Below are 26,814 nucleotides of genomic sequence, written 5' to 3'. Positions count from 1 at the left end.
ACGTCTGGTCTAAGATTTAGTTCGACCGTTCAAAGAACACTTGGTTTAATTTGATGGCAAAAAAAAACCCGGCTTGAGGCCGGGCTTTTAATTCTATAGCTAATGAATTAGAAGTTAATTCTCAAAGTAGCATTCCAAGTAGTTCCGAAACCAAACCAAACTGAGTTTCTGTAGTCGATACCTTTCCAGGCAGGAGCAGACTCATCAACTCTGTGGATGTTAGTTTCAGACTCAGCAATGTAAATGGTGTTGAACAGGTTGTTCACGTTCACTCTGAAAGAAGAAGTGTTACCCATCAAATCGAAACGTACTGTACCACCAAGATCTACAAGACCGTAAGAAGGTAGTTTCAAAGCACCTTGGTTGTCTTCCTGGAAGAAGTCTGAATCTTCGATTGAGTAATCAGCATACAAACCATCAACGAATCTGTAACCAAGATCGAACACGAACTTACCAATTTTGTACTCACCCTCAATGAATGATGTAAACTGAGCGGCATCACCAACCTTAGCATCTTTAACATAAAGAATTTCGTTGGCTCTACCCGGTACAGGCTGGTTGTTATCATCAAATACTGCACCTTCAAAGTTGTCAGTGTATCTCCAGTCACCGGCAGAAACCATACCTCTTACTCTGAACTTGCTGTTGTAACGGTAGTCTACTTCAAGTTCAACTCCCATGTGACGAACATCGATATCATCGAACTGTGCGGTACCTGTTGCACCACCTGTCAAAGGCACGCTTCTGGTCTGGAATCTGTTACCCCAAACGGTGTTGTAAGCGTTAATATTTACTTTCAGGTTGTTGCTTACGAAACCATAACCCAACTCAACTGAAACAATCTCTTCGTTTTGAAGATTTTCGTTGATGTCGTTGGCAAAGCCAGGGAACACCGCATCGAAAAGTGGTTGTCTTGAAATGTAACCAGCGTTGAAGAACACGTTTGAACGAGCATCAAGATTGTAGTTAGCACCACCTTTTAAATATCCACCAGTAATGCTCTTCTTCTCAGAGATAGGGTTATTAGGCTGATCGAAGAAGTCTTCTCTTTTGAACGACTGGTTTGAAATACCTGCCTGAAGAACAGCTGTGAAGCTAGTCTCGTTGTTGTACTCAACAAGACCGTTAAGTCCTTGCCAGCCTACAATACCTGTGTTGAAGTAATCGATCTTTTCTCTTTCAAGACCAGTATTTCTGAATGGAGAAGCATTGATGGTTGTGTTCTGGATTTGACCGGCAGAGTTGCTGTTACCAGTAGAGTAGTAACCGTCAAGACCCATAAGGTTTTCCAAAGATCTGTAGTGGAATCCAGTGTAGCTTCTCAAGTCGATACCAATAGAGTATCTCCAATCTCCTTTGTCAAAATCAAGAGTAGAAATAGCACCTACCCAGTTGTGAGAGTTCATTGAAGCTCTTCTCACCAATACTGCTCTGTTTACACCGTCATTTCTAAAGCCGTTAGAACCGATCAATTGACCTTGGAAGCCTGAAATAGAACCGGTGTAAGGAGATGTTGTAGCTCTGTTTACTGCTACTACATTATCGAAGTTGATTGAACCATCTGCATTTCTTGAAGCAGCACCAAGGTTTCTCTCTAGCAAGTGCTCGGTAAGGTCTCTTCTGAACGGATAAAGATCAATATCAGAGTTACGGAAGTTGTTACCTCTTGGACCTGTTCCTCCACCTCTACCGGCAGAACCGTAAAGAGAAGTAGCCAATTTCACACTCTCGTTAATTTTCCAATCCCAGTTGAATGTAGCCAATGGCTTATTGTAGAAGTTTCTTCTCATATTGAATTCTTCTCCACCAAGTTCACCGGCATCAGTGTTCCATCTTCTGTCCACACCAGACTCACCAAAGTTGATGTAGTCACGGATAGAAACCCATGTGCTTCTTTGGTGATGCCACTGACCTGCGCCCAATAGGGTAAGGTTAAAGTTGTGGGCAGAACCTTCAGGAGCATAACCCAAAGCTGCAAAGTATGTCCAGCCTTCACCGCTGGTACCATTCACATATCCGTTTCCAGACCATCTGCTCAACAAGGCAGAGAAAGCCCATCCTTTGTCGTTTTTACCAGTGTTGTAAGAGAATCCTGTTTTCACGTAACCATCGTTACCAATTCCCTGAGTAAAAGTACCGCCTCTTTCTATTTCGGCAGCTTTAGTGAAAATAGAAACTGTACCACCTACTGATGGAACAGCCAAACGTGAGGCACCAAGACCTCTCTGAATCTGAATACCTGAAGCAACATCGGTAAGACCTTGCCAGTTACTCCAATATACCCAGCCATTTTCCATATCGTTTACAGGCTGTCCGTTGATTAGGAATGAGGTGTTTCTCTGATCGAAACCTCTAAGCGAGATTCTTGAATCACCGTATCCACCACCTTGTTTAGTAGCATACACACCAGGAGTTCTGTTCATAATTTCAGGAAACTCCATGTTACCTACTTTCAAAGAGATTTCAGCCGGGGTAATCGTAGAAATGGCTACCGGAGTCTCTCGCTCCTTGGCAACATCAATCACACTTGAAGAAATCACAATCTCACCAAGCAAATTGGTTTTAGGAACTAGTTCAACTACCATTCCTGCTTTAGCTGCTACTTCTACAGTTTCAAAACCAATGAATGAAACCTGAAGAGTTTGACCTTCCGTTGCATTGAGACGGAAAGAACCATCGAATCCTGTAATTTCTCCTGTTTGAGTTCCTTTCAGAACAACAGTAGCCCCAGGAAGGGGATCTTTTGTTTCTGCGTCAATTACCTTTCCGGTAATCTGAGCCAGTGATACTTGAGATGCTGCTAAGAACATCAGACAAAGTAAAAATTGCTTCATAGTTGTTAATTTAGATAGTATTTCTACATTCAGTTGGCGCAAAATTAAAAAGGTATGCAGTCATGGTTGGTTGACAAATGTTATGATTTCGCTACGAATCAGCCCCTCCTTTAACCTATTCTTAACATTCGAAATTTTTTAGACTCAACATTTCTATTTTGCTGTATATCAGAACTTTTTCTTTCGGTTGGTTTACACTAATCCGGCTTGCACACCGGCTCTCAAAAAATATGTCTTACCAAACCATTAGTAAATTACGTCAATTCTGTATGTAAACCATACTTTACCTGAAGAAACCTAAGAATCTTTCATTAAGTAAAGGTTATCAGTATATTGCTTTTGAGAACAACTATACCATGGGAAAATTCTTTGTAAGGGGGCTGTTCCTGACCCTTTTTTACCTGACAATCTGCACTGCTTTTTCGCAATCATTAGATTACTATCTGCCTCAAAATGTGTCGTTTAACCCCAATATACCAACTCCCGCATCGGTCATCGGGCATGAGGTGGGCGAGTGGCACGTAACCCACGACAAGCTGGTGTACTATATGAAAGAATTGGCCCGGTCTTCAGACCGCGTAACGATTGAAGAAATTGGCAAGACTCACGAAGGCAGACCACAGCTATTGCTTACTATTACTCACCCTTCTAACCATGCAGGGATCGATAAGATTAGAAGTGACCATGTATGGCTTACTTACCCCAACGAGGCCGACAAGTTCGATATCAAAAAAATGCCGGTTGTTACCTATATGGGTTTTAGCATTCATGGCAATGAGCCGAGCGGCTCTAACGCCTCTATGCTAGTGGCATACTATCTGGCAGCAGCACAGGGATCAGAAATAGAGCAAATGCTCAGGAACTCCGTGGTCTTGCTAGACCCAAGCTTTAATCCGGATGGCCTAAACCGATTTGCTACATGGGCCAACATGCACAAAAGCAAAAAAATCAACCCCGACCCTGCCGACAGGGAATATAGTGAAGCCTGGCCGGGGGGAAGAACCAATCATTACTGGTTCGACCTGAACAGGGATTGGCTGCCGGTACAACAACCCGAGTCTAAAAACCGCATAGCTAAGTATCATTTATGGAAACCCAACGTGCTCACCGATCATCATGAAATGGGCACCAACTCTACTTTCTTCTTTCAACCGGGCGTACCCGAACGCACCCACCCTCTTACCCCCGAACTTAATCAGGAGCTAACCGCAAAGATTAGTGAGTTTCATGCTGCTGCCTTAGACAGCTTGGGTTCGCTGTACTTCACTGAAGAAGGCTACGATGACTTCTATTATGGCAAAGGCTCTACTTTTCCTGATATTAATGGAGGCATAGGAATTCTTTTTGAGCAAGCCAGCTCAAGAGGCCATGCTCAGGAAAGCGCCAATGGTATTTTGCGCTTCCCGTTTACGATAAAAAACCAGTTCAACACTGCTCTTTCTACCTGGAAAGCCTCAGTGGCCATGCGCGAGGAGCTTTTGGCCTACCAACGCGATTTTTATAAGCAAGTGCTTAAAGATGCTGACAATGACAACACCAAGGCTTATGTGTTTAAGGCAGAAAAGGACCCTGTGAGAGCCTACCATTTGGCCGAGATACTGAATGCTCAGGAAGTAGATTTTTATCGCCCTTCGCGCAACATAAAAATGGGTGAAGAAACCTATACCCCTGAAAACAGCTACATCATACCACTAAAACAAAGAAACTATAAACTGGTAAAAGCCATGTTCGAACAGCGCACAACATTCAAAGACAGCCTGTTCTACGATATTTCCGGCTGGACCTACCCCATGGCCTTTAACCTGGAATACCACGAGATGAGCAGCCGAGACTACAGCCGTAATCAACTGGGAGAAAAAATAGATAAGCTTAGTTTTCCTGAGGGTAAAGTTTTAGGCGGACAAAGTGCTTATGCCTACCTTTTTGAATGGCACGGATATTATGCCCCAAGAGCTGCCAACAGGCTTTTGGAAAAAGGAGTGCGGATAAAAGTGGCTACCAGCCAGTTTACAGGCCCCGGAGAAAAGCTGTTCGACAGGGGGACAATACTTGTGCCTGTGGTAGGGCAGAGGCTTTCAGAAAGCGATCTCTTTTATGAAATGCAGCGCATAGCGCGTGAAGACGGGCTGGATGTGCATGCCATGAAATCGGGGTTGACCGATGGAGTAGCCCTGGGTAGCAATAGCTTTGTAGCTCTGGAAAAACCAGAAGTAGCTCTGGTTGTAGAGGCTGGTAGTTCTTACGATGCAGGAGAGGTATGGCACCTGCTGGACATACGAATGAACATGCTTGTTACCAAATTACCAGCCGACAGAGTAGGATCTTCGGCCATTGACCGGTACAACACTATAATACTTACCGGTGGACTGAACTTGTCGGAAGGCGAGCTGCAAAACCTGAGAAGCTGGGTAAGCAAAGGGGGAACACTCGTTGGTATGGGCTCGGCCGTTACCTGGATGGCACGAAACAAGTTGACCAACCTGAAAACCGTTGAGGTAGAGTACCCCAAAACGGATAAGGTACCTTACGATAAGATAGATAACTACAGCAGATCCCTCTATATCCCTGGTGGAGTATACATGTCCGAACTTGAATTGTCGCACCCTATGACCTTTGGCTATTACCGAAAAATGTTGCCCACCTTTAAACGAGGCACCATTCTTATTGAGCCTTCAGAAAGTCTATATGCCAACGCTGGCAGGTATACGGAAGAACCGCTTGTTTCCGGGTGGATCAGCCAGGCTAATCTGGAAGCCCTAAAAGGTACTTCTACCATACGAGTTTCTGCACTGGGCAGAGGCCGGGTAGTTTCGCTGGTAGACAATCCTAACTTCAGAGCTTTCTGGTATGGCACCAACAAACTAATGATGAATGCCATATTCTTTGGACGAATTGTTGATGGCTTCGCAGCCAGGTAATTGAGTTATTTAACCCGGTAAAAAAGTTTTTTACCTACTTTTGTCTAAACGACTTTACGGTGAGCAACCGACTATTTTTACTAGATAAGAATTACATTTTAAAGCAAGCGCAAAAAGACCAGCGAGCCTCTTTGCAGCTCCGCCTTATGGAGATCGTTAAAGAAGGCTATTTTCTGGTGTACAATCCGCTGCGCTTACCCGATACCACCAGTGAGCAAGTTAGACTGTTCCAGACCACAGAACTAAACGTGTTTGACGAGTTATATGATATTCTGGCCGGTATTTACCGTTACCAGATTGGCGATAACCAACTGGAATTACTTTTTGATGGCAGCAGCCACTACGACAAATACGTAACCGACTGGACAGAAGCTTTTTGCGCTTATACTCAGGAGCTGTGTACCAAAAAGAACTTTATATTAGCCGCCCTTGAGCTTACCGTTTTCAGGAGTCCTGAAAAACGAATTGAACTCGCTCAGAACAGAATGAAGGTGGCCATTTTTGAGCATTTCGAACTCAAGGTATACAAGCACAAAGGAATTCAGGCCTACAAGAGCAAAAGCGCTTAAGCCCTTCTTATTTCAAAAGTAGAAAAACCCTCTGCTTCTACTTTATGGGTAAAAGTGGCCTCCACCCGTGCTTGTTCCGGCCCATTCTTACACCAGTCTACAAATTGGTTTAATGCCTGGTCACTTCCTTCTGCATGAATTTCAACATCGCCATTGGGCAAATTTCTGCACCAGCCCGTTACACCCAAGGCCTGAGCTTTTTTCTGACAGGAGGCTCTGTAAAAAACTCCCTGCACCTTCCCTTTTACAGTTATACTAATCGCCATTTCCATATTCCTTCGTGATTTTTACACCCGAAGAAGTTCCTATTCTATCTGCACCCGCCTCTATCATACGAAGGGCATCAGCATAGCTTCTAATGCCCCCTGAAGCTTTAACCCCTACATGTGCCGGAGCTGTTTTACGCATAAGGCTTACATGGGCTACCTTTGCCCCGGCCGAAGCAAAGCCCGTAGAAGTTTTTACATAATCGGTCCCGGCATCGGCACAGAGTTTAGTTGCTTTTATAATTTCATCGTCAGAAAGTAAGGCCGTTTCCAGTATGACCTTTAAAACTGCCCCGGCCTGGTGGGCCTGATGGGCACATTTAGCCAACTCTATCTTTGTCCAGGGCATTCCTGTTTTAAAAGCCGAAATATTCATCACCACATCCAGCTCGTTGGCCCCTTGTTCCAGAGCCACCTCCATTTCTCTCAGCTTAGTTTCTGTTTGCTGGTATCCTAGCGGAAACCCAACAACGGTGACTAAACCAATGGAGGTTTCCCGAAGCTCTCGGGCTACTTTTTTCACCCAGAAAGGCGGCACACAAATCCCCGCAAAATTATGTTCAAGGGCCTCTTCGATCAAGCCATCCACCTGTCGGGCGGTCAGTTCGGGGCTTAACAAAGTATGTTCTATGTACCGGTTAATTTCCATCGACATAGTCTTGTAAATAGCTAAACCGATCAGTTAACGATCCCTCATTGGCAATGGTTGCCCGTTCAATGATACCATCTACGTCTTCTCCCACCAAATTGGGCATTATATGAGCAAGAAATTCCTTTCCGAAGTCTTCTGAAGCATTTCTTGGCAACTCGCACGGCAGGTTATCCACGGCCATCACGGTAATATTACCCTCATCTGTAAAGGCCTCTTCCACCCTGTCGTTGCTTGGATTATAGTCATACACCGGGTCTTCAATGGTACTTGGCTTTTTGGTAGAAGGTATAGACCCCTCAATATCACAGGTAATATCGGCTATTACTTTCACCTTAAAATCCTTGGCAGAAATATCTTCTTTGTTGAATAGCACCGGGGCTCTCGGATCCCAGTAAGCTCCGGCTATCAACAAATCGGCCTTTTTAGCATAGGGTAAAAAAGAGGACCTGTAACGATCGGGGTGAGCATAGAATTCATCTCGATCGAAGATTCCTCCGGCAATTCTCTCATTGTAGTCGCGGGAGTTGAGTTGAGTATAAACCGGTTCGTTAAAATGCTCTTCCAGAAATTCAGCCGGACTTACTTTTCTTATTTTCATGCCATCGAGCACCTCCATCGCTCCTTTAGAAACCCTTCCTCCTCCGGTTAAAATAATCTTGATTTTAGGTAAATCTACTTTCCTGAACTCAGTCTTCAGGTCTTCAAGATCGAAACAGGTATGGGCGGGCCTTAGGTGAAAGAGGTTGAACCGCTTTCCATAGGTAAGAATGCCGTTGTAAGCCCCTACGATTCCCGCATAGCGGCCAAAGGCAATTAGACGTTTGCCATTTTTATTGGTAAGACATTCCCAGTCGATCAATCTGATTTGTTTTTCAAGAATGGTCTGGAGCAACTTTCGGTTATACTCCTGCTTTTTAATGGTATGCGAAAAAAAGAAATGGGTTTTACCATTTGCCAGCATAGACAAAGGCACTTCTTTTACTCCCAAAATAATATCGCAGTCCGAAACATCATCGACCAAAAGAGCACCCGCCTGCTCATATTCCTCATCGGAGAAGCACCGAATATCGCTTCTTTGACATTTGACAACAACTTCCGGATAAGTTTCCAACAAGGTCTTAACTTGTTGTGGAATAAGTGGAACCCTCCTATCAATTGGAATTTTACCCTCTTTAATAATGCCCAGTTGCAATGATTGCTTCGCCATACGTGTTGCTCAGTTTTGTGCTTCGATTATTCTGTTTGCCAAATTAATATTTCTCTATCTTTAAGACTATGAGGAGTCTGACCTTATTATTTTCTTTTTCGTTTTGGTTGCTCTTGGCCTGTGATTCCAACCCTACGGAAACAGCCACAGAAAACCAGTACATGCTGGACTTGTTGGAAGAACGCCATGCCGAGGTGAGGGCACTCGATATTACCTACTACTACAATGCCAAGCGGGCAGCAGCCTATGATTCGCTAAGACAACGTTTTAAAAGAAGTTTCGATGATTATGTCTCTTACAGCTATTGGTATGTGCGTGAGACAATGAACAGTGGCAATACGGAAAAAGCCATTCTGGAAATTGAAAAGTTTAGGAACGAGCTGGCTTCAGAAAGTAAAGCACTAACTCCTCAGTGGGATTATTTCTTCAAACGGCTCGAGGCAGTGGCCTATATTCGGTTGGGTGAACAAACCAATTGCCTGATTAACCATACGGCTGCCTCTTGTATTCTGCCCGTAGCCGGTGATGGCGTTCATATCGACCCTTCCGGCTCTCAACGGGCCATAGAAATTATAGAGCCCCTGTTAAAAGATTATCCCGAAGACCTTGAGCTTGTGTGGCTACTCAATTTGTGTTATCAAACCATAGGAGCCTACCCCCATGAAGTACCTAAGTCTTATTTGATTCCTGAAAAAGCATTTGCTTCTAAATCACTCATTGATCGCTTTGAGGATTATGCACCACAATTGAATGTAGCTGTATCGGGCATAGCCGGAGGCTCAATAATGGAAGACTTCACGGGCGATGGCTATCTGGATTTGGTAGTAACCTCAAGCGGGTTTACTCCGGAAGATCAAATGCGCTTTTTTGTGAACGATGGCAAGGGTGGTTTTATAGACAGAACCAAAGAAGCAGGACTTACAGGACTGGTAGGTGGGCTAAACTGCCAACAAACCGACTATAACAACGATGGCTTAATAGACATATTTGTGCTGCGAGGCGGCTGGTTTGGCCCCTGGGGAAAACACCCCAATTCCTTGCTCAGAAACAACGGAGACGGCACCTTTACCGATGTAACCCAGGAGGCAGGGCTGCTTTCTTTCAACCCTACGCAAACCGCGGCCTGGGCCGATTTCAACAAAGACGGCTGGCTCGATGTATTTATTGGCAACGAATCGTTTATTCCTCCGGGCATGCCTAAAACAGCCGACCCCAAAAGGGTACACAGAGCTGAGTTCTATCTGAATCAGGGCGATGGAACTTTCAAAAACGTTGCGGCCGACCTGGGGCTGGACTTTATAGAAATGATTAAAGGTGTTGTGGCTTTTGATGCCAACAACGATCAATTGACTGACTTGTACCTTTCGGTAAATCAGGGAGAAAACATATTTCTGATGAACCGAGGGAACTTAAAGTTTGAAAATGTGGCCAAACCTCTGGGCATGTTAGAGCCCATTGAGAGTTTTCCTGTAGCCGCTTTTGACTACAACAATGATGGGTTTGAAGATTTACTGGTTTGTGGATATACCTCTACCGGCAAGCCCCTTCCTCATGAGTTTCTGACAGAAATGTTGGGCAATGAACCCGTTGCCGCCTTGCCTCGGCTCTATGAAAACAATGGTGACGGTACTTTTACTGATGTGACGGCTCTGCGAAAAATGAAGCACACCATTTACGGCATGGGATTTAACTATGGCGACCTAAACAATGATGGCTATCTGGACATCTATTTTGGAACAGGAGACCCCAACTTTGAAAGCATTATTCCCAACCGCATGTTTCTGAATATGGGCGGGAAATACTTTGAAGAGGTAACCTACGAAGGCGGATTCTCAAATATTCAAAAAGGACATGGGGTAAGCTGGGGAGACATTGATAACGATGGCGATGAGGATGTGTATATAACCATGGGCGGTGCACATGAGGGCGATGTGTATCAAAATCAGCTGCTCATTAATCCTCTAAAAAACACAAATTGGATAAACATTAGTCTGGAAGGAAAAACCTCTAACAAAGTAGCTATAGGTACCAGGGTGCAAATCACCACCTCAACAGGCCAGCAGATTTTTAGGGTGGTATCTAGCGGAGCCAGCTTTGGAGCGAACAGTTACAGACTGGAGGTGGGGCTTGGTACTGCCACAAGTATTAGCGAGCTGAAAGTGACATGGCCTGCCACAGGAGAACAACAGTTATTTAAGAATGTGGGAGTAAATCAGTTCGTGAAAATTATTGAAGGTAAGGCTGAGTTGCAGCCCATAACCATAACTCCGGTACAATGGCCGGGAGCCCTCCCAAATCATTCGGCAAAACATTAATTATCAGCTCCGGAGCGCCATTCTTTAGCAATTTGAGCGGCTGCTTGTTGCACATATCTGGCCGCGTTGGTCATAGAATCCCGAAAACCGCTGGCTTGATCTCTTAGTTGAACCACCCAGTCTGCTCTCAATTCCCTCTTAATTTCCGGCAAGTTTTCGCACATTCCACATATTATACCAATTGGTATATTTCTATTTCCTACTGCCTCTACCACTCCTGCAACCACCTTCCCCGACATGGTCTGGTGATCTAACTTTCCCTCACCCGTCAATATGAGGTTTGCAGAATCGAGTTGCTCCGAAAAATTGAGCATATGCAGGAGTGTATTTACTCCTGATCGAATCTCGGCCCCAAGAAAACTCATTAGGCCATAGCCCAGGCCACCGGCCGCTCCAGCCCCCGGCTGATCTTCCAGGCCATTGCCAAGACAAGCGGCCAGGTTTAGGAATCCTTTCTCCAGATGCTCCATCTCAGCCACACCGGCTCCTTTTTGTGGAGCAAACACATGTGTAGCCCCATTTGGCCCTGTTAATGGATTGCGCACATCTGAAAGCACAACAAAGGTAATGTCCTTATAAGCACTTAATGCCGTGGTATCTATTTGTTTAATGCGTGCAAGATCTTTCCCCCTGATGGCCGTCAGATTCCTTCCTCCATGGCTCAAAAAACGCACTCCGAGAGCCTCAGCCATCCCGCAGCCACCATCGTTGGTAGCACTACCGCCAATGAGCACAAACACCTCCTTGGCTCCTCGGCCAATGGCATGGGCAATAAGTTCGCCCGTGCCATAGGTAGAAGTGTTCATGGCGGAGCGCTCGAAAGTTTTGAGCAGTGGCAGGCCGGAGGCTTCGGCCATTTCTATATAGGCCCTGTTGCCTTTTAGCAGGTAGTGGGCTAATACAGGTCTAAACAGCGGGCCCGACACTTCAACACAGATTCGCTCAGCGTTGAGGTTGGACTCCAAGACACTTAACGTTCCCTCTCCACCATCGGCCAAAGGCATACGCACTATTTCTGCCTGGGGAACAACGGTGCAAACGCCCTTTGCCATGGCCGAGCAAACCTCTTCAGCAGTGAGGGAGCTTTTGAACTTATCGGGACAGAGAATTACCTTCATCTTCAGTTTTCTGAATGCTCAATCTACTGAAGCGGGCAGGCAAAACCTATATGAACTTTAAGATTCCGGGGCTAATTGTGAGCTCACGGTATAGCGCAACTCTACTACACCCGACTGATAACTTTTCGTTTCCTTAAGTTCCAACAGGCGCATATGGCGCTCATCGGAAAACAACGACACACCTTTTCCAACCACAACAGGCATAACAAATACAATAAGCTCATCTAACAACCCAGACTCCAGGCACAAGCTATTTACCTGCCCCCCTCCAATTAACCAAATGTTGTTCCCCGGTTGCGCCTTTATTTGACCTATAGCTGCTACCGGATCTTCATAAATAAAGGTTACGTTTTCATCTCTCTCTTGAGAGCGATCTCTGGTTAGTACATAGTTGGTCTTGCTGGCATAGGGAAATGGCTGCCCAAACCCCAACACCTGTCTGTATGTGCTATTTCCCATGATGGTGGTTTCAATGCCTGCAAAAAAATCAGCATATCCATAGTCTGTATGCTCGGGGTTGGGTACCTGATCAAGCCACTCTACCCCAAAGTCTGAGTCGGCAATTTTACCATCCAGGCTAATGGCTATGTAAGCAACTATTTTTCTCATTGTATTGCGTATCTAATAATGGTTCTCAATTTACTCTCCTCTGTTTTTCTGGGGTCTGAGAGGTATATCTCATGGTGTTTTCCAACCACATCGAACCCCTCCCTTTTAGCAAACTGTATCAGCTTCTCTACCGTTGCCTTTTCGTTTTCATAAGAGCCTGTATGCAGCATCTGTACACAGAGCCCTTCGTGTATTTCCTCCCACAGCAATCGATGATTTTCCGGAATCTTCTGATCGTTGATCAGCATGGCCATGGCCTCTTTTACATCGGAACCACCCACAAAATCGGGCATACGCAGCAACAACTTCCAATGCCATTGGCTCCTTGGTGTATTTTCATAGGAGGTGTGGCCTTCTACCCACCAAACCCCCTCCAATTTGGGCACCACAAAATCCAGATCTTGTTCTTTGCAGATTGACTTGACCCGATAGGCTAGGCTGTATAACTGTCCCATTGCATCTAAAAATATTGGGGACTCGGGGGCCGATTGCCCCTGAATACTGAGATAATGGTATGGTTCTAAGTTGACAATTTTGGGCTTTTGATTGGCCGTATAATACTCAGGATAGGTTTTGGCCAAATTGATTTTCTCTGAAACTAACATTAATGGATGATTTTAAAGTGATTGAAAAATTCGGTTTTCTCGTAGGTATCGATCATGTTCGGAGCCTCTCCCGCCTTCATTTTTGCATCCATTTGTTTGGCGGCTTCTTCTGCATAGTGTAAAGACTCCCACTCCACCACATCGATGAACAACTCAGGTTGTCCAACACATTGGTGGGTTGTGTGGCTAACCATTCCCGTAAAGCCCTTGGCTATTTGCCTAAGCTCGGGCAGGCCTTTCTCCATAAAATCTTTTGATCTTTGGGGCTTAATGCGATAGATGACTATCTCCTTGATGTGTTCTTTGCTCATTTTGTGTTTTTTGAGCAAGTAAGTCCGCACCAGTGACAGCCTTATGTCAGTAGGGTTAAGAAAAATATAAAATCAGAAAGAATTTACTTCGGTTTAGGCAGAGTAGTTGGCCTGTAGCTCTCTTGCTCTTTCTTGCATAATGAGCAATAGCTTATTTGGGCTAATGATACGCACGGCATCGCCCAACGAGACCAACCACCGGGAAAAGAAATCGAGCGATGGTACCAAAAATTTCATTTCAAGCCAGTCTCCTTTGTCCTCTTCGCTCACAAAGCCTTGATAGAATTTTTGGTTGACAATGTACCTGGCTATCTTTCTCTGAACCTGAATGACTACTTCATCCAACTCTGTACCATGCATGAGTTGATTGAGAAACTCGCTGAGTGGAGCTCTCGGTTCAAAACTATCGGGCAGGACTTCAAGTTTCACCAACCGATCGACCCGAAAATCTCTGGGGGCTTCTCTTATTCTGCAATAGGCCAAAAGGTGCCAGCTGTTACCGTAAAACACAAGCCCCATAGGCTCTACCTCGCGTTCGCTCATGGCTCCATTGTAATTGGAATAGTACTTAAATCTGAGCAACTGTTTTCTGGTGAGGGCTTTTTGAATTGTAGCCATGAAGTTGTTAGGAAACGATTCATCGGTTATGGAAGGACTCTGGTTGACCCTAATCTGTTCTTCCAGCCGGGTAAGTTCTTCCTTCTGACCACTTTTCAACACCGATTTTATTTTGAGCATAGCTTCTGAAAAGTGCTGCTTTATAGACAAATCGGTTTGACCTTCGATTAATTTTGCTCCCAAAACCAGAGCATTGGCTTCTTCTGTAGAAAACATAACGGGAGGCAAGTGATAGCCATCCATAATAAAATAGCCTTTGCCTGCCTCTGCCCCAATAGGCACACCGGCCTCTTCTAAGGCCCGCACATCTCTGTAAACCGTGCGCAGGCTAATCTCGAACCTATCGGCTATTTCTTGTGCCGTAATGAGCTTCTTGCTCTGCAACTGTATGAGAATAGCCGTTAGTCTGTCAATCCTATTCATTCCGCATAAACATAAAAAATATACTTATCATTGCCCCATGTGGATGGAGCACCTGACATTATTGCTACTTTGGCTTGGGTATTATGGAATGCACAGTGCCCTGGCCTCTAAGCGGGTAAAGCAGCTTACAAAATTAGGCAACAGAACCTACCGGCTTCTTTACACTTTTATCAGTACGGTTCTTTTTATCATACTGTTGTTCATAAGTGCCATGATTTATACAATGCTCATGTTTGCCCCCGGTGCAGTAAGCAACTACTTGGGTCTGATGCTCGCAGCAACCGGACTCTTTATTATAAAAAGAGCTTTTAGAGCATATAGTTTTCGTGAATTTATTGGCCTTAAAAAAAGTGAGTATTCGCAGCTGGTAACAACAGGCATACAAAGCAAAGTACGCCACCCACTCTATCTGGGGAGCCTCCTAATAGCTATTGGCTATGTCTTGTTCAATCCTTTGTTCAGTAGTTTGGTTGTTCTGGTGGCACTTATTATTTACCTTCCTTTCGGAATTCGGTGGGAAGAAAAAAAGCTGACCGAAGCTTATGGCCACCAATATGAACAATACAAGGAAAAGGTTCCGGCCCTCTTTCCTCGTATAATCAATCCATTTTGAAGCAAAAACTATTTACGTACGTAGCCTTCAGCGGCCTCTTCATTGTTCTTTTAGGAATAGTAAGCAGGCACCTCTCACCGGTGGCTTCCAATTACAGGTCGGGCATGTTTATCGTTGGCTTTTCCCTAATGCTTTTAGGCACAATTTGGCGAGTGGTTACTGAAATGAACGAAAAAGACCACTAGGTTTAACCCTTGGCCAACCACTGATTTAATTACTCTTGGCAATATTGAACCAATTTAGAACCTTTGTTTAATCTACTGCTAAATAGGTATTTATGAGACTGCATTTTTTGAAATGTAACGCACCCATTCTGCTCCTTATATTGCTGGTTTCTTGTGGCCGGCAGTTCGAAAAAGAGCAACCCACATTGTTTGAGCTTTTACCCGCGAATGAAACAGGCATCAACTTCAACAATGTAATGCAGGAGTCCAAAGAGATAAACCTGATGAACTTTGCCCCGATTTATAATGGAGGGGGTGTGGCCGTTGGCGATTTCAACAATGACGGTTTGGAAGATCTGTTCTTTACTGGCAACATGGTTTCGAGCAAGTTGTATCTCAATAAGGGTAATTTTGAGTTTGAAGATATAACGGAAGCCGCGGGACTGACAACCAATGTATGGTGCAATGGAGTTTCGGTGGTAGACATCAACGAAGATGGCTTTCAAGACCTGTATATTGCTGTCTCCGGACCGAACAAGTCCAAGCGCAAAAACCTCCTCTACATAAATCAGGGAGACCTAACCTTTGTAGAAAAAGCCGAAGAGTATGGGCTAGCAGACGATGGTTATTCTACTCACAGCGCCTTCTTCGACTATGATCTGGATGGTGATTTGGACATGTATCTTCTCACTTATGGCAACAATGAAGGCACCGATCTAAAGCTGGTAAACAAAAAAATTGTTGATGGCAGCTCACTTTCTAATGATAAGTTGTTTCGCAACGATGGCAACGGCCGGTTTACAGACGTAACACTGGAGGCCGGAATACTGGTTGAAGGTTATGGCCTGGGATTAGCCATCAATGATTTTAACAATGACCTTTACCCTGATATCTATGTGAGTAATGACTTTTTGTTCGATGACATAGTGTACATTAACAATGGTGACGGCACCTTTACTGACCGTGCCAAAGACTATCTGAAACACACTAGCCAGTTTGGAATGGGGGTCGATGTACAAGACTTTAACAATGACCTGCTACCCGATATAGTTCAGGTGGACATGATGCCCGAAGACAATTACCGGCAGAAGAAGATTCTTGGCCCTATGGCCTTCGATTTTTTTAACCTTTCCATTAAAGAGGGCTATACTCCTCAGTTTATGCGCAATACACTCCAACTTAACAAAGCAGAAACGGGCTTTGCCGAAATTGGTCAGTTTGCCGGAATTCATGAAACCGACTGGAGCTGGGCTCCGGTGTTTGCCGACTATGATGCCAACGGACAGAAGGATCTGATTATAACCAATGGTTTTAGAAGAAATGTAACTGATTTTGATTTCAGGAACTATGTTCGAGAACAACTGGAGTTGGCCAAGGAAAAAGGCAACGACCCGGACGAAGTAGCTCTAGCCATTGTGCAAAAAACCAACGACATAAAGCTGCCCAATTATGCCTATGCTTATAACGGAGACCTCACCTTTACCAAAGCTACCGATACATGGGGGCTGAGCGCACCAACCTGGTCCAATGGTATGATCTATGCCGACCTGGACAATGATGGAGACCTTGACTTAGCTATATCTAACATAGATGACGTGGCTCACATCTATAAGAACACCTTAAATGATACCCCGGAAAAACCAAACTACGTGAAGGTAAAACTGGAAGGCACAGAGAAAAACCCTGAGGGCATTGGTGCCAAAATAGTGATTCGGCAAAGCAATGTGCAACAATCTCATTATCAGTCTAAAACAAGAGGTTACCTTTCTACTCTAAGCCCAATCATTCATTTTGGTCTTGGAAAAAACACAGCTCCAGTTACTATAGAAGTAACGTGGCCCAATGGGCTTAAAGAAAGCCGAGAAGTAGAAACAAACAGCACTGCAACGTTCGATATTACCCAAGCCAAAGCTGGTGACGTCCCAAAGGCAATACAGCTAACAACAGGCAACCAGGCTTTGGAGTTTGGACTTGGACATATAGCCAAAGAAAATGACTATGTAGACTTTTACTATGAACCCCTACTACCCCATAGGCTCTCTCAGCAAGGGCCTGCCATGGCTGTGGGCGATGTAAATGGAGATGGACTGGATGATCTGTTTATTGGTGGCTCGTCTAATCTCCCCAACTATTTGTTCATCCAAAACAATGGCCGATTCGTAACAAAAGAACTTGCCCTTGGCCAACCGTCTGAAGATACGGACGCCCTGTTTTTTGATGCCGATGGCGATGGAGATTTGGACTTATATGTTTGCTCCGGAAGCAATGAATTCAATAAAAATAGCCCTGTATACCAAGACCGGCTCTACCTCAATGATGGCAAAGGTAACTTTAGTTTATCCAACAATTTACCATCTATGCTTACGAGCTCGTCTGTGGTCAGAGCTGCGGACTTTGACAATGATGGAGATCTTGATCTGTTTGTGGGTGGAGCCCTCAGCCCAAGGGAATACCCGCTTCCCGGAACCTCATACCTGCTTAGAAATGAAAAAGGAAGGTTTTTTGATGTAACCGATAGCCTGGCTCCCGAGCTCAGAAACATTGGCATGGTAAGAGATGCTCAATGGGCCGATATTGACGGAAACGGGACGCATGATTTAGTCCTGGTAGGCGAGTTTATGCCTGTGACTATTTTTGAGCAAGAAAACGGAGAGTTCTCCAACAAAACCAGTACATACGGATTAGAAAAATCCACCGGTTGGTGGAATACCGTTTGGGTAGATGATGTTGATGGTAATGGCTACCCTGACATACTAGCCGGAAATCTGGGGCTTAACACTAAATATCAGGTATCGCCCAACGAACCCTTGAGTGTCTATGCCAAAGACTACGATCGCAATGGAATGATTGACGCTATTATGAGTTGCTACATTAACGGTGAGCAGCATCTCTTGCACTCCAAAAGTACGCTGGAGGCTCAGGTGGTTTCCTTTAAAAAGCGCTTCCTTAAACATGAACCTTTTGCTCAGGCCAATTTCAATGAGATTGTACCTGAAAATCTGCGATCTGACGCCTACACGCGTCATGTATATACTTTTAAGCACACTGCTTTTATGGGCAATGGCAAGGGTTTCCGCTCCGTAGAGCTTCCTTTGGCCACTCAAATAGCTCCACTTCAAAAAATAATCAAGAAGGATAATCGATACTATTTGAGTGGAAACAATTACTCCACTGAAGTAACAGTAGGGCAATACGATGCCAGTAGAGGTTTCGAAATACGATATAATGATAACCTAAAGGAATTCGAGCTAGTCAGCAACAGTGAATACCGGGCATTAGGCGACATTAAGAATGCTGTGCTCTTGGAAATTGGCGACAGAAAGGTAGTTGTTCATGGAGTAAACAATGACACCCTTTATGTTAGAGAGCTAAAATAAAAAGAGGAATAGCGCAGGCTATTCCTCTTCATCACTTTTCCCTTTAATTTCGTCCAGGTCATCCCTGTCTCGTAATTTTTTATCGTCTACCTTCTTATTCAGAAACTCATTGATTTTATCAATTGGCAGACTTTTCTGTATTTCGCCAAACGAATCGATGTTTAGTTCTAACCCTTCCAGCTCTTTGGCTACTTTGGGCTTATCTTGTTGTTTCTTTTTAGCCATAACTCTAGTTCTATTTCAATACATCGGCTGCCTTTTTTATACGCTCTGACACCTCATCGGCTCCGAGCAATGCCACTATTTCCATTAAATCAGGGCCTCCGGCCTGTCCGGTAAGAGCCAATCGCAACGCAGGCATTACTTTACCAATGGGTGTTCCGTCTTTCTCCAGTATTTTCTGAAGCGTTTCCTTGGCCACCCCGGCATCTAATGTCTGTTCCTCCTTGAGTGCTTGCACATACTCGGTCAACTTTTCGGCAGCTTCATTACTCCACTTTTTACGGGCCACCTTTTCATCGTAAGTGTTAGGGGCTTCAAAGTAAAAACGACCTGCTTCAGGCATTTCTTGAATGAAGGTAACTCTTTCTTTAAGAGATACCGCAATTGCTTTTGCTCTGTCGGGCTCAACTTCTCGATCTAGCAGTTCAAGAAACCGGGCCGTAAGATCATTCTCATCCATAAACTTAAGGTACTGTTGGTTGAACCACTTGGCCTTTTCGATATCGAACTTTGCCCCGGCCTTATTAATTTTCTCAAGGCTAAAGGCATCAATCAGATCATTCATGCTGAACAATTCTTTCTCTCCACCCGGATTCCAACCCAAAAGGGCCAGGAAATTGATAAACGCATCGGGAAGATAGCCCGCTTCTCTAAAGCCCACAGAAAGTTCTCCGGTATCGGGGTCTTGCCAGTTGAGCGGAAAAATAGGGAAACCTAACTGATCGGCAGCTCTTTTACTCAACTTGCCATTCCCATCAGGCTTTAGCAACAACGGTAAATGGGCAAATTCCGGAGCCTGCCAGCCAAAGTACTGATAGAGCATAATGTGCAATGGAGCAGAAGGTAGCCACTCTTCTCCACGGATAACATGTGAGATTTCCATTAGGTGATCATCGACAATGTTAGCCAAGTGATAGGTTGGCATGCCATCAGACTTCAGCAACACTTTATCATCTAAAGTTGCTGTGTTAACCACTACCCAACCACGCACTATGTCTTTGAAACGAACATCTTCATTTCTCGGCAGCTTTACCCGTATTACATATGGCTCACCTGCATCAATTCTGGCTTGCGTTTCTTCTTCGCTGAGTGTAAGCGAATTGGTCATTTGCATGCGAGTTACAGCATTGTACTGAGGGTTGGCTACGCGAGCTTCTTTTAGGCGTTCGCGCATGGCATCCAACTCCTCTGGTGTATCAAAGGCATAGTAGGCTTTACCTTCTTGCACCAGTCTCTGAGCAAAACTTAGATAGGTCTCTTTTCGCTCCGACTGACGGTAGGGGCCAAAACTACCACCATAGCTTACACCTTCATCGGGCACAATACCGGCCCATTTCAGCGATTCTTCGATGTAGGCCTCTGCTCCCGGTACAAAGCGGGTTTGGTCAGTATCTTCTATTCTCAGAATAAAAGTTCCTTTATGCTTTTTAGCAAAAAGGTAATTGTACAAAGCTGTCCTTACTCCACCAATATGTAGTGCCCCGGTTGGACTAGGGGCAAAACGTACTCTTACACTCATGATCTATTCTTCAATTAGGCCGCAAATATATAAAGTCTTTGGCCAACAACCTTTTAAAGCCTAAAGGTCTACGGCAATGCAGGAGATTTCTACATTAACATCTTTAGGCAACCTGGCCACTTCTACAGTTTCGCGTGCCGGAGGATCGGCCTTAAAATACTGCCCGTAAGCTTCGTTTATAGTCGCAAACTGGTTCATATCTTTAATGAAGATGCTGCACTTTACAACGTTTTTAAATGTCATGCCTGCTTGTGAAAGAATGGCTTCAATATTTTTCATCACCTGATGGGTTTCTTCGGTAATATTTTCGTTTATCATTTCTCCGGTTACCTGATCGAAAGGAATTTGACCTGAAACAAAAAGCATGTTACCTGCTTTTACAGCCTGACTATAAGGGCCAATTGGTGCAGGAGCCTGATCGCTAATAATGATCTTTTTAGACATATTCGTTTAGTTTTAGAGAATCAATAGTTTTGTGCCAAATTAGTTATTTATGAAACTTCTTGTCGTAGGCCAACCCTCTGAATTTGCCGAGTTCAATGAAAAGTTTGGCAATGAACACCAAATAACCCTGAGCGAAACACTACCATCGCATGAATTAATCAGTGCCTCGGACATAATATTCGATTTTTCACTGGATCAGGAACCAGAGAACTTTGAAGTATATGCTGGCATGGAGGGACTCAATTTGTTTGTGAATAGTCCTAAGATTAGCCTTGCTGAAATGGCCTATTTTCAAGAAGAAGTAAAATGCAATCTTTTTGGTTTCAATGGGCTTCCAACCTTTATTAACCGATCGATTTTAGAGGTTTCGTTTCTTGATAATCGTCCAAAGTTAGAGGAACTGTGCGAAGCCTTACATACCGACTATGAGATAGTAGAAGACAGAGTAGGGATGGTTACCCCAAGGGTAGTCTGTATGATCATAAACGAAGCTTTTTATACCGTACAGGAAGGGACTGCCTCTAGAGAAGATATAGACCAAGGGATGAAGCTCGGAACAAACTACCCTTATGGCCCTTTTGAATGGGTGAAACGCATGGGTATAAACCATGTGTATGAGGTGCTGGAAGCTATTTATGAAGACACAAAAGAAGAGAGGTACAAAATATGCCCTCTCCTCAAACGTGAATATCTCTTAAGTTAGTTATTCTACTGTTACCGACTTGGCCAGATTTCTGGGCTGATCTACATTACAGCCTCTCATTACAGCTATGTGATAGCTTAGCAGCTGTAGTGGCACTACAGAAATTAGAGGCATAAGCGCTTCATGAGCAGCCGGCACCTCAATGATGTGATCGGCCATTGATCCTATCTCTGTATCTCCTTCGGTAACCACAGCAATAACCTGCCCCTTTCTGGCTTTTACTTCCTGAATGTTAGAAACAATTTTTTCGTATGAGCCATCTTTGGTCGCAATAAACACCACCGGCATATTTTCATCAATAAGCGCAATAGGTCCGTGTTTCATTTCAGCAGCCGGGTACCCTTCTGCGTGTATGTATGAAATTTCTTTGAGCTTCAACGCCCCTTCCAGAGCCACCGGGAAATTATAGCCTCTACCCAAGTATAAGAAGTTGGTGGCGTTCTTAAATTTCTCTGAAATTATTTCAATCTGTGGGTTAAGATCAAGGCATTTAGCTACCTTATCAGGTATAGCATCGAGCTCCAGCAATAAGTTTCTGTAAACGCTTTCTTTAATAGCCCCTTTTTTGTGCGCAATCATTAAAGCCATCATGGCAAGCACAGAGATTTGGGCCGTAAATGCTTTGGTACTTGCTACACCTATTTCCGGACCTGCATGTGTATAGCTTCCGGCATGTGTAGCTCTTGGAATTGAACTTCCAACAACATTGCAAACTCCCAGAATGGTAGCTCCTTTACTCTTGGCCAGTTCAATTGCCGCCAAAGTGTCGGCAGTTTCACCAGACTGAGATATAGCAATAACCACATCTTTTTCACCCACCACAGGATTTCTATACCTAAACTCTGAGGCATATTCTACCTCTACAGGTATTCTACAAAATTCCTCGAAAATATACTCGGCCACCAAACCGGCATGCCAAGAGGTACCACAAGCAATAATCAGAATGCGATCGGCATTAGTGATTTTATTGATATAATCTTGAATACCTCCCAGGTGAAGATGACCTTCGTTGGCATTTAGTCTTCCCCTTAAACAGTCACCAATAGATCTAGGCTGCTCAAAAATTTCTTTTAGCATGAAGTGCTCATATCCGCCTTTCTCTATAGCCTCAAGCTCCATATCTATTTTTTGGATATAGGGCTTCATTTCAACATCCTCAATATTTTTTATAGTAAGGTTGTTGTTTTCAATAATGGCTATTTCCTGATCATCCAGATAAACTACTTCATTTGTGTACTCAATTATAGGCGTTGCATCAGAAGCAAGGAAGAATTCATTTTTACCTAAACCTACCACCAACGGGCTCCCCTTTCTGGCAGCTATCACCAGGTCAGGATTTTCTGTAGAAAGTATTACAATAGCGTAGGCACCAATTACTTTAGTCAAAGCGAGTCTCACCGCTTCGGCCAAATCTACCTGTGTATTTTGATAGATGTCTTCTATAAAGTTTATAAAAACTTCGGAGTCGGTTTCACTTTTAAAAGTGTAGCCTTTTTTGGTAAGTTCAGTTTTGATTGCGGCATAGTTTTCAATAATACCGTTATGAATCATCACCAGCTTTCCACTGTTAGAAACATGTGGGTGTGCATTATGATCGCTCGGAGCCCCATGAGTAGCCCATCGGGTATGCCCAATACCTACTTTAGCCCCAAGAGGCTTATCCTTAGCAAAATCATGTAGAGTAGCTACTTTACCTTGTTTCTTATATACATTAAGGTCGCCATCTAAAAGGGCAACCCCTGCACTGTCATATCCTCTGTATTCTAATCTCTGAAGCCCCTTAATAATAACAGGATAGGCTTCTCTATGACCTATATATCCAACAATTCCGCACATGAGATTTTTTTTGAAAAGTAATAAAAATCGAGGGCTTACCTCAACTCAGAATAGAAAATCTTGATGCTCAGGTTGTCCTTGTTAAAAGTAAAACCCCTCAGTGTAGAGTTCATGTCTGAAGGGTAAAGGAAGTATTCATCCCTTCGGTAGTCGTCTTGATAATAGACTTTAACAAACGATGTAATAGAGGCAGAGTACTTTTTTGTTTCCTTATTGTATCGAAGCAACACAGGGAAATTACTAATGAGCTGACTCGAACCATCTTGCTGGATAGAGCGGTAGGATGACCCGTCTCTAATCCTGGTATTACGCTCATCGGTTAAATAGAGCAATAGCGAATTGGGCAGTGTTTGCAAGTTGGAGGGTTCTTCTATAGGCCCAATTTCTATGTGAGCCGAGTTAATTATAGCTCCTTGAACCATTTCGCTAAAAGACACCAATTGATTCAAATTAAGCTTTGTAACCAGTCCGGAGCCTGAATGGACCGCAAGGCTATTTGTACCCGAGTACTCTGTATTGGTCTGATCTACCACACCAAATTCCGTAGCACTTCTATCGTAAGCCACGTTAAAAAAGTAGGGCATATTAAAGCCGTTCATTTCGAAGTACCTGCTCACCACATCTGTGTTGTCAGCATTAGGCTCGTTATAATAAACTCTAATTCTAAAGTCTACCCCTGGCGTGAAACCAAATACATTGCCTTGGTCTGCCGCAGCTCTAAACGCTATACCAGGCAAATACTGGCTAAAGTTCTCCTGATTCTCAAAATTTGAGCTTCCGTTCTTTAAGCCATTAAAAAGTTCATTACCCCAAGCATCGTCACCCAACATGGCATAGACCGAGTCAGTGTCCTCAATAACAAAACTACCCGATGCCAACAATCGGTTACTATACTCCAAGCTATTAGAGGCTATGTAAAGTGTGTCTTCAAACTCTTCTGTAATGTCGAAAAGCTCAAGATCTAGATCTCTGTTGGTCGATGAGGTATCGTGCATGTAGTTGATCTTGAACTCAATTCTTACAGAATCGTACTTGGCATCATCGTCAAAACTAGGAATATTCCCTGTTCTGCCATTAATGGCCAAAAATCCTGTAGCCGTATAGTTGCCCAACAAGGTGTTGTTTAGGCTACCTACTAAAAAACGGCCCTGATATGCCGTTATTACTGAGTCCAGCTGAACCAGCGAACTTTCGATAGCCACATTGGTAGTATTAAATTCTACCGGGGCAACATCGTCTGTTGCTAATCCAAAATCTCCCTTCTCCTCACAAGAATATAAAATTGCGAGGCCCAAAAGCAGAGCCCCGCAACTTTTAATCTTAGCCAACAAGTTCATTATATAAGTTGTAGTACGAATCTAAGAAGTTATCGTCCTTCTCTATGGTGTTAACTGTTTTCTGTTTTTCGATCTCCTCGAGCAGTTGATTAAGACTTTCGCTCACCTCTTCTTCTGCTTTAATAACCGCATCGGCATATTGTGCCCCGGTTTTAATAAAGCCTGCAAAGTCGGCCGACTTTAGGTTTTCGAGCATACTGTCGGAGATGTCCATCATCTTCACCTTATCCAACAAGTCTTCGTCAAACTGATGAGCAAAAGAATTATTGTAAATGGTAAATACCGTTTTCGTATCCTGGAAGAGCGGATCGTTCTTGTAAGTAGTTTTTAAGTACAGCGGAATTAGGCTGGTCATCCAATCATTGCAATGCACAATGTCAGGGGTCCAACCCAGTTTTTTTACTGTCTCAAGCACTCCTTTACAGAAGAAAATCGCTCTCTCGTCATTATCCTTGTAGAAGTTGTCGTTCTTATCGAAGAAGACAGACTTTCTATGGAAATAATCTTCGTTGTCAATAAAGTAAACCTGAAGTTTCGCATTAGGAATTGAAGCAACCTTTATTACCAGGGGCTTCTCCTCATCACCAACGGCAATGTTAATGCCAGACAACCTAACCACTTCATGGAGTCTGTTCTTTCTCTCATTTATGAGACCGAAGCGCGGAACCAAAATCCTGATTTCCATACCTCGCTCTTGCATGGCCTGTGGTAATTTGCGCACAAAGTCTGCAACAGCCGAAGTTTGGAGAAAAGGGTTGATCTCACTCGCTACGTAAAGAATCCTTAATTTTGACATATTTAATGGAAATTTAATGAAACCTCTTTGCTAAAAAGAAGCACAAAAGTACGGATTTTTGGTCAAAATTCCTTCAAATCAACGAAAAAGGCTTTGAATCATGATTGAAAGTCGCGTTAATATTGGTTAATCGCTCATGAAAGTTTGTTCTACCGTAAAAAGTCTGCGAAAATCTCTTGAACCTCTAAGAGGCAAATTCAGCATTGGATTTGTACCTACAATGGGAGCCCTACATGCCGGCCACATAAGCCTCATAGAGCAAGCAAAGTCGGCAACAGACATCACTGTTGCCTCCATATTCGTGAACCCCACTCAATTTAACAACCGCGAAGACCTGACCCTCTACCCAAGAACTCTGGAAGCCGACCTTCGCAAGTTAGAGGAAGCCGGATGTGACTACGTATTTACACCTTCTACTGACGAGATGTATCCGCAAAGCTCAGAGGTGACCCTTAAGCTTGGCAGCATTGCCAATGAGTTAGAAGGCAAGTTCAGACCCGGCCACTTTGATGGTGTAGGACTGGTGGTTTCCAAGCTTTTTAACATTGTTCAGCCTCAAAAGGCATTTTTTGGTCAAAAAGACCTCCAACAGTACTTCGTTATTCAAAAACTGATCAGCGAATTTAATTTTCCAGTTCATCTGTTTATGGTACCCACCAAAAGAGAGCCGGGAGGGTTGGCCATGTCATCCAGAAACGAGCGTCTTGCAAGTTCAGACCGGCAAGAAGCCTGTCTGTTGTATCAGGCCCTGCAAAAGGCTCAGCAGTTACTACTTCAGGAACATAGTATTGAACAAGCCAAAAAAGAGGTCAAAGAACTAATTGCAAGTTCCGGGCGTTTACAACTCGAGTATTTTGAGGTGGTTAGCACCGCTGATTTTAAACCTTTAAAAAAGGTAGAAAATAAACAAAGCACCGCGCTGTGCATTGCTGCAGAAATTGGAGGAGTTAGACTAATAGACAACTTACTGTTAATTTCTTAGCTTTGCGCTCGCTTTGGGGGAGAAGAAATGCAGATAGAAGTTTTTAAATCTAAAATACATCGGGCAAAAGTTACTCAGGCAGAGTTGCACTATGTGGGTAGCATAACGTTGGACGAAGCCCTAATGGAAGCTGCCGACCTTATTGAAAATGAAAAGGTTCAGATTGTAAATGTTAATAACGGTGAGCGATTTGAAACCTATGTGATTAAAGGGGAAAGAAACAGCGGAACCGTATGCTTAAATGGCCCCGCAGCCCGAAAAGTACAGGTAGGAGATATAATCATTATTATCTCATACGGAATAATGGATAAAGAAGAAGCCAAAAATCACCGGCCAACAGTTATATTTCCAGACCAAAACAATAGCCTTAATTAAT

At 43.9% G+C, this 26,814-nt stretch carries 23 protein-coding genes; 8 read left to right on the top strand and 15 right to left on the bottom strand.

Features of this window, described 5'->3' with window-relative positions; genetic code table 11:
• Window positions 1-107 precede the first annotated feature (107 nt).
• A complete protein-coding gene (locus tag B3763_RS03750; RefSeq protein WP_189629106.1) occupies window positions 108-2,834 on the bottom strand; it encodes a TonB-dependent receptor in 2,727 nt (908 codons plus the stop codon).
• 356 nt (window positions 2,835-3,190) lie between these two features.
• On the opposite strand from B3763_RS03750, the gene B3763_RS03745 reads away from it, so the two are divergent.
• Together B3763_RS03745 and B3763_RS03740 are read left to right on the top strand one after the other, a co-directional pair.
• Window positions 3,191-5,752 (top strand): M14 metallopeptidase family protein, encoded by a 2,562-nt coding sequence (locus B3763_RS03745; RefSeq protein WP_286743822.1) that lies wholly within the window; start codon window positions 3,191-3,193, stop codon window positions 5,750-5,752.
• Between the two features lie 59 nt (window positions 5,753-5,811).
• Window positions 5,812-6,321 carry a hypothetical protein gene (locus B3763_RS03740; RefSeq protein WP_286743821.1) on the top strand — a complete coding sequence of 170 codons (510 nt, stop codon included), beginning with the start codon at window positions 5,812-5,814 and terminating at the stop codon, window positions 6,319-6,321.
• Here B3763_RS03740 and B3763_RS03735 read toward each other — a convergent pair.
• Genes B3763_RS03735 through B3763_RS03725 form a run of 3 tightly spaced genes read right to left on the bottom strand, consistent with a single transcriptional unit; the run spans window position 6,318 to window position 8,446 of the window.
• The gene (locus B3763_RS03735) at window positions 6,318-6,587 is read right to left on the bottom strand and encodes an acylphosphatase (RefSeq protein ID WP_229838527.1); all 270 of its coding nucleotides are present in this window, start codon (window positions 6,585-6,587) and stop codon (window positions 6,318-6,320) included. The two genes, B3763_RS03740 and B3763_RS03735, sit on opposite strands and share 4 nt — an antisense overlap.
• On the bottom strand, window positions 6,577-7,236 hold the full coding sequence (gene deoC, locus B3763_RS03730) for a deoxyribose-phosphate aldolase (protein ID WP_286743819.1): 660 nt from the start codon (window positions 7,234-7,236) through the stop codon (window positions 6,577-6,579). Before deoC ends, B3763_RS03735 begins: the two co-directional genes overlap by 11 nt.
• Window positions 7,226-8,446: an NAD(P)-dependent oxidoreductase gene (locus B3763_RS03725; RefSeq protein WP_286743817.1), complete on the bottom strand. Its 1,221-nt coding sequence runs from the start codon at window positions 8,444-8,446 to the stop codon at window positions 7,226-7,228. Before B3763_RS03725 ends, deoC begins: the two co-directional genes overlap by 11 nt.
• Window positions 8,447-8,514: 68 nt before the next feature.
• Here B3763_RS03725 and B3763_RS03720 point away from each other — a divergent pair, with 68 nt between their 5' ends.
• Window positions 8,515-10,761 carry a CRTAC1 family protein gene (locus tag B3763_RS03720; protein ID WP_286743815.1) on the top strand — a complete coding sequence of 749 codons (2,247 nt, stop codon included), beginning with the start codon at window positions 8,515-8,517 and terminating at the stop codon, window positions 10,759-10,761.
• On the opposite strand, the gene B3763_RS03715 is transcribed toward B3763_RS03720, so the two are convergent.
• From B3763_RS03715 to B3763_RS03695, 5 genes are all read right to left on the bottom strand, one after another.
• Window positions 10,758-11,879: a glycerate kinase gene (locus tag B3763_RS03715; RefSeq protein ID WP_286743813.1), complete on the bottom strand. Its 1,122-nt coding sequence runs from the start codon at window positions 11,877-11,879 to the stop codon at window positions 10,758-10,760. The genes B3763_RS03720 and B3763_RS03715 overlap by 4 nt on opposite strands.
• Window positions 11,880-11,936: 57 nt before the next feature.
• Window positions 11,937-12,488 carry a dihydrofolate reductase family protein gene (locus tag B3763_RS03710; protein ID WP_286743811.1) on the bottom strand — a complete coding sequence of 184 codons (552 nt, stop codon included), beginning with the start codon at window positions 12,486-12,488 and terminating at the stop codon, window positions 11,937-11,939.
• Window positions 12,485-13,093, bottom strand: a complete 609-nt coding sequence (locus B3763_RS03705) for a GyrI-like domain-containing protein (protein WP_286743809.1) — start codon at window positions 13,091-13,093, stop codon at window positions 12,485-12,487. Before B3763_RS03705 ends, B3763_RS03710 begins: the two co-directional genes overlap by 4 nt.
• Window positions 13,093-13,404 carry an antibiotic biosynthesis monooxygenase family protein gene (locus tag B3763_RS03700; RefSeq protein ID WP_189629096.1) on the bottom strand — a complete coding sequence of 104 codons (312 nt, stop codon included), beginning with the start codon at window positions 13,402-13,404 and terminating at the stop codon, window positions 13,093-13,095. Before B3763_RS03700 ends, B3763_RS03705 begins: the two co-directional genes overlap by 1 nt.
• Window positions 13,405-13,497: 93 nt before the next feature.
• Entirely contained in the window at window positions 13,498-14,445 is a 948-nt protein-coding gene (locus B3763_RS03695; protein ID WP_286743807.1) for a helix-turn-helix transcriptional regulator, read from the bottom strand.
• 43 nt (window positions 14,446-14,488) lie between these two features.
• Between B3763_RS03695 and B3763_RS03690 the strand changes: the two genes are divergently transcribed.
• Window positions 14,489-15,058: a methyltransferase family protein gene (locus tag B3763_RS03690; RefSeq protein ID WP_286743805.1), complete on the top strand. Its 570-nt coding sequence runs from the start codon at window positions 14,489-14,491 to the stop codon at window positions 15,056-15,058.
• Between the two features lie 277 nt (window positions 15,059-15,335).
• A complete protein-coding gene (locus B3763_RS03685; RefSeq protein WP_286743803.1) occupies window positions 15,336-18,599 on the top strand; it encodes an FG-GAP-like repeat-containing protein in 3,264 nt (1,087 codons plus the stop codon).
• Between the two features lie 18 nt (window positions 18,600-18,617).
• Here the strand turns inward: B3763_RS03685 and B3763_RS03680 are convergent, their stop codons facing one another.
• The 3 genes from B3763_RS03680 to B3763_RS03670 are packed head-to-tail and all read right to left on the bottom strand — an operon-like array spanning window position 18,618 to window position 20,784.
• Window positions 18,618-18,824, bottom strand: a complete 207-nt coding sequence (locus B3763_RS03680) for a hypothetical protein (protein WP_189629091.1) — start codon at window positions 18,822-18,824, stop codon at window positions 18,618-18,620.
• Between the two features lie 10 nt (window positions 18,825-18,834).
• Complete coding sequence (gene gltX / locus B3763_RS03675) at window positions 18,835-20,340, bottom strand: glutamate--tRNA ligase (protein WP_286743800.1); 1,506 nt, start codon at window positions 20,338-20,340, stop codon at window positions 18,835-18,837.
• A 60-nt stretch (window positions 20,341-20,400) separates the two neighbouring features.
• The gene (locus B3763_RS03670; protein WP_189629089.1) at window positions 20,401-20,784 is read right to left on the bottom strand and encodes a RidA family protein; all 384 of its coding nucleotides are present in this window, start codon (window positions 20,782-20,784) and stop codon (window positions 20,401-20,403) included.
• A gap of 49 nt (window positions 20,785-20,833) precedes the next feature.
• Here B3763_RS03670 and B3763_RS03665 point away from each other — a divergent pair, with 49 nt between their 5' ends.
• Window positions 20,834-21,487 carry a 3-hydroxyacyl-CoA dehydrogenase family protein gene (locus B3763_RS03665; protein WP_189629088.1) on the top strand — a complete coding sequence of 218 codons (654 nt, stop codon included), beginning with the start codon at window positions 20,834-20,836 and terminating at the stop codon, window positions 21,485-21,487.
• Here the strand turns inward: B3763_RS03665 and glmS are convergent, their stop codons facing one another.
• Genes glmS through B3763_RS03650 form a run of 3 tightly spaced genes read right to left on the bottom strand, consistent with a single transcriptional unit; the run spans window position 21,488 to window position 25,456 of the window.
• On the bottom strand, window positions 21,488-23,323 hold the full coding sequence (gene glmS, locus B3763_RS03660) for a glutamine--fructose-6-phosphate transaminase (isomerizing) (RefSeq protein WP_286743797.1): 1,836 nt from the start codon (window positions 23,321-23,323) through the stop codon (window positions 21,488-21,490).
• 35 nt (window positions 23,324-23,358) lie between these two features.
• Window positions 23,359-24,651, bottom strand: a complete 1,293-nt coding sequence (locus B3763_RS03655; protein WP_286743795.1) for a DUF4270 family protein — start codon at window positions 24,649-24,651, stop codon at window positions 23,359-23,361.
• On the bottom strand, window positions 24,644-25,456 hold the full coding sequence (locus B3763_RS03650; protein WP_189629085.1) for a glycogen/starch synthase: 813 nt from the start codon (window positions 25,454-25,456) through the stop codon (window positions 24,644-24,646). The genes B3763_RS03655 and B3763_RS03650 overlap by 8 nt, the downstream gene beginning before the upstream one ends.
• A gap of 136 nt (window positions 25,457-25,592) precedes the next feature.
• On the opposite strand from B3763_RS03650, the gene panC reads away from it, so the two are divergent.
• Both panC and panD read left to right on the top strand, forming a co-directional pair.
• Window positions 25,593-26,438, top strand: coding sequence for a pantoate--beta-alanine ligase (panC, locus tag B3763_RS03645; protein WP_286743792.1), 846 nt, complete (start codon window positions 25,593-25,595; stop codon window positions 26,436-26,438).
• A 27-nt stretch (window positions 26,439-26,465) separates the two neighbouring features.
• Window positions 26,466-26,813 (top strand): aspartate 1-decarboxylase, encoded by a 348-nt coding sequence (panD, locus tag B3763_RS03640; RefSeq protein WP_189629083.1) that lies wholly within the window; start codon window positions 26,466-26,468, stop codon window positions 26,811-26,813.
• Window position 26,814: the final 1 nt, after the last annotated feature.

Source organism: Roseivirga sp. UBA1976 (genome assembly GCF_002336325.1).
In the GTDB taxonomy this organism is placed as follows: domain Bacteria; phylum Bacteroidota; class Bacteroidia; order Cytophagales; family Cyclobacteriaceae; genus Roseivirga; species Roseivirga thermotolerans.
The sequence above is the reverse complement of the archived record's forward strand: the minus strand, read 5'-3'. Positions and strand labels throughout refer to the sequence as shown.

Coding starts and splice junctions, on each gene's coding strand:
- B3763_RS03750 (WP_189629106.1), bottom strand. CDS start 2,834: ATGAAGCAATTTTTACTTTGTCTGATGTTCTTAGCAGCATCTCAAGTA.
- B3763_RS03745 (WP_286743822.1), top strand. CDS start 3,191: ATGGGAAAATTCTTTGTAAGGGGGCTGTTCCTGACCCTTTTTTACCTG.
- B3763_RS03735 (WP_229838527.1), bottom strand. CDS start 6,587: ATGGCGATTAGTATAACTGTAAAAGGGAAGGTGCAGGGAGTTTTTTAC.
- deoC (WP_286743819.1), bottom strand. CDS start 7,236: ATGGAAATTAACCGGTACATAGAACATACTTTGTTAAGCCCCGAACTG.
- B3763_RS03725 (WP_286743817.1), bottom strand. CDS start 8,446: ATGGCGAAGCAATCATTGCAACTGGGCATTATTAAAGAGGGTAAAATT.
- B3763_RS03720 (WP_286743815.1), top strand. CDS start 8,515: ATGAGGAGTCTGACCTTATTATTTTCTTTTTCGTTTTGGTTGCTCTTG.
- B3763_RS03715 (WP_286743813.1), bottom strand. CDS start 11,879: ATGAAGGTAATTCTCTGTCCCGATAAGTTCAAAAGCTCCCTCACTGCT.
- B3763_RS03710 (WP_286743811.1), bottom strand. CDS start 12,488: ATGAGAAAAATAGTTGCTTACATAGCCATTAGCCTGGATGGTAAAATT.
- B3763_RS03705 (WP_286743809.1), bottom strand. CDS start 13,093: ATGTTAGTTTCAGAGAAAATCAATTTGGCCAAAACCTATCCTGAGTAT.
- B3763_RS03700 (WP_189629096.1), bottom strand. CDS start 13,404: ATGAGCAAAGAACACATCAAGGAGATAGTCATCTATCGCATTAAGCCC.
- B3763_RS03695 (WP_286743807.1), bottom strand. CDS start 14,445: ATGAATAGGATTGACAGACTAACGGCTATTCTCATACAGTTGCAGAGC.
- B3763_RS03690 (WP_286743805.1), top strand. CDS start 14,489: ATGGAGCACCTGACATTATTGCTACTTTGGCTTGGGTATTATGGAATG.
- B3763_RS03685 (WP_286743803.1), top strand. CDS start 15,336: ATGAGACTGCATTTTTTGAAATGTAACGCACCCATTCTGCTCCTTATA.
- B3763_RS03680 (WP_189629091.1), bottom strand. CDS start 18,824: ATGGCTAAAAAGAAACAACAAGATAAGCCCAAAGTAGCCAAAGAGCTG.
- gltX (WP_286743800.1), bottom strand. CDS start 20,340: ATGAGTGTAAGAGTACGTTTTGCCCCTAGTCCAACCGGGGCACTACAT.
- B3763_RS03670 (WP_189629089.1), bottom strand. CDS start 20,784: ATGTCTAAAAAGATCATTATTAGCGATCAGGCTCCTGCACCAATTGGC.
- B3763_RS03665 (WP_189629088.1), top strand. CDS start 20,834: ATGAAACTTCTTGTCGTAGGCCAACCCTCTGAATTTGCCGAGTTCAAT.
- glmS (WP_286743797.1), bottom strand. CDS start 23,323: ATGTGCGGAATTGTTGGATATATAGGTCATAGAGAAGCCTATCCTGTT.
- B3763_RS03650 (WP_189629085.1), bottom strand. CDS start 25,456: ATGTCAAAATTAAGGATTCTTTACGTAGCGAGTGAGATCAACCCTTTT.
- panC (WP_286743792.1), top strand. CDS start 25,593: ATGAAAGTTTGTTCTACCGTAAAAAGTCTGCGAAAATCTCTTGAACCT.
- panD (WP_189629083.1), top strand. CDS start 26,466: ATGCAGATAGAAGTTTTTAAATCTAAAATACATCGGGCAAAAGTTACT.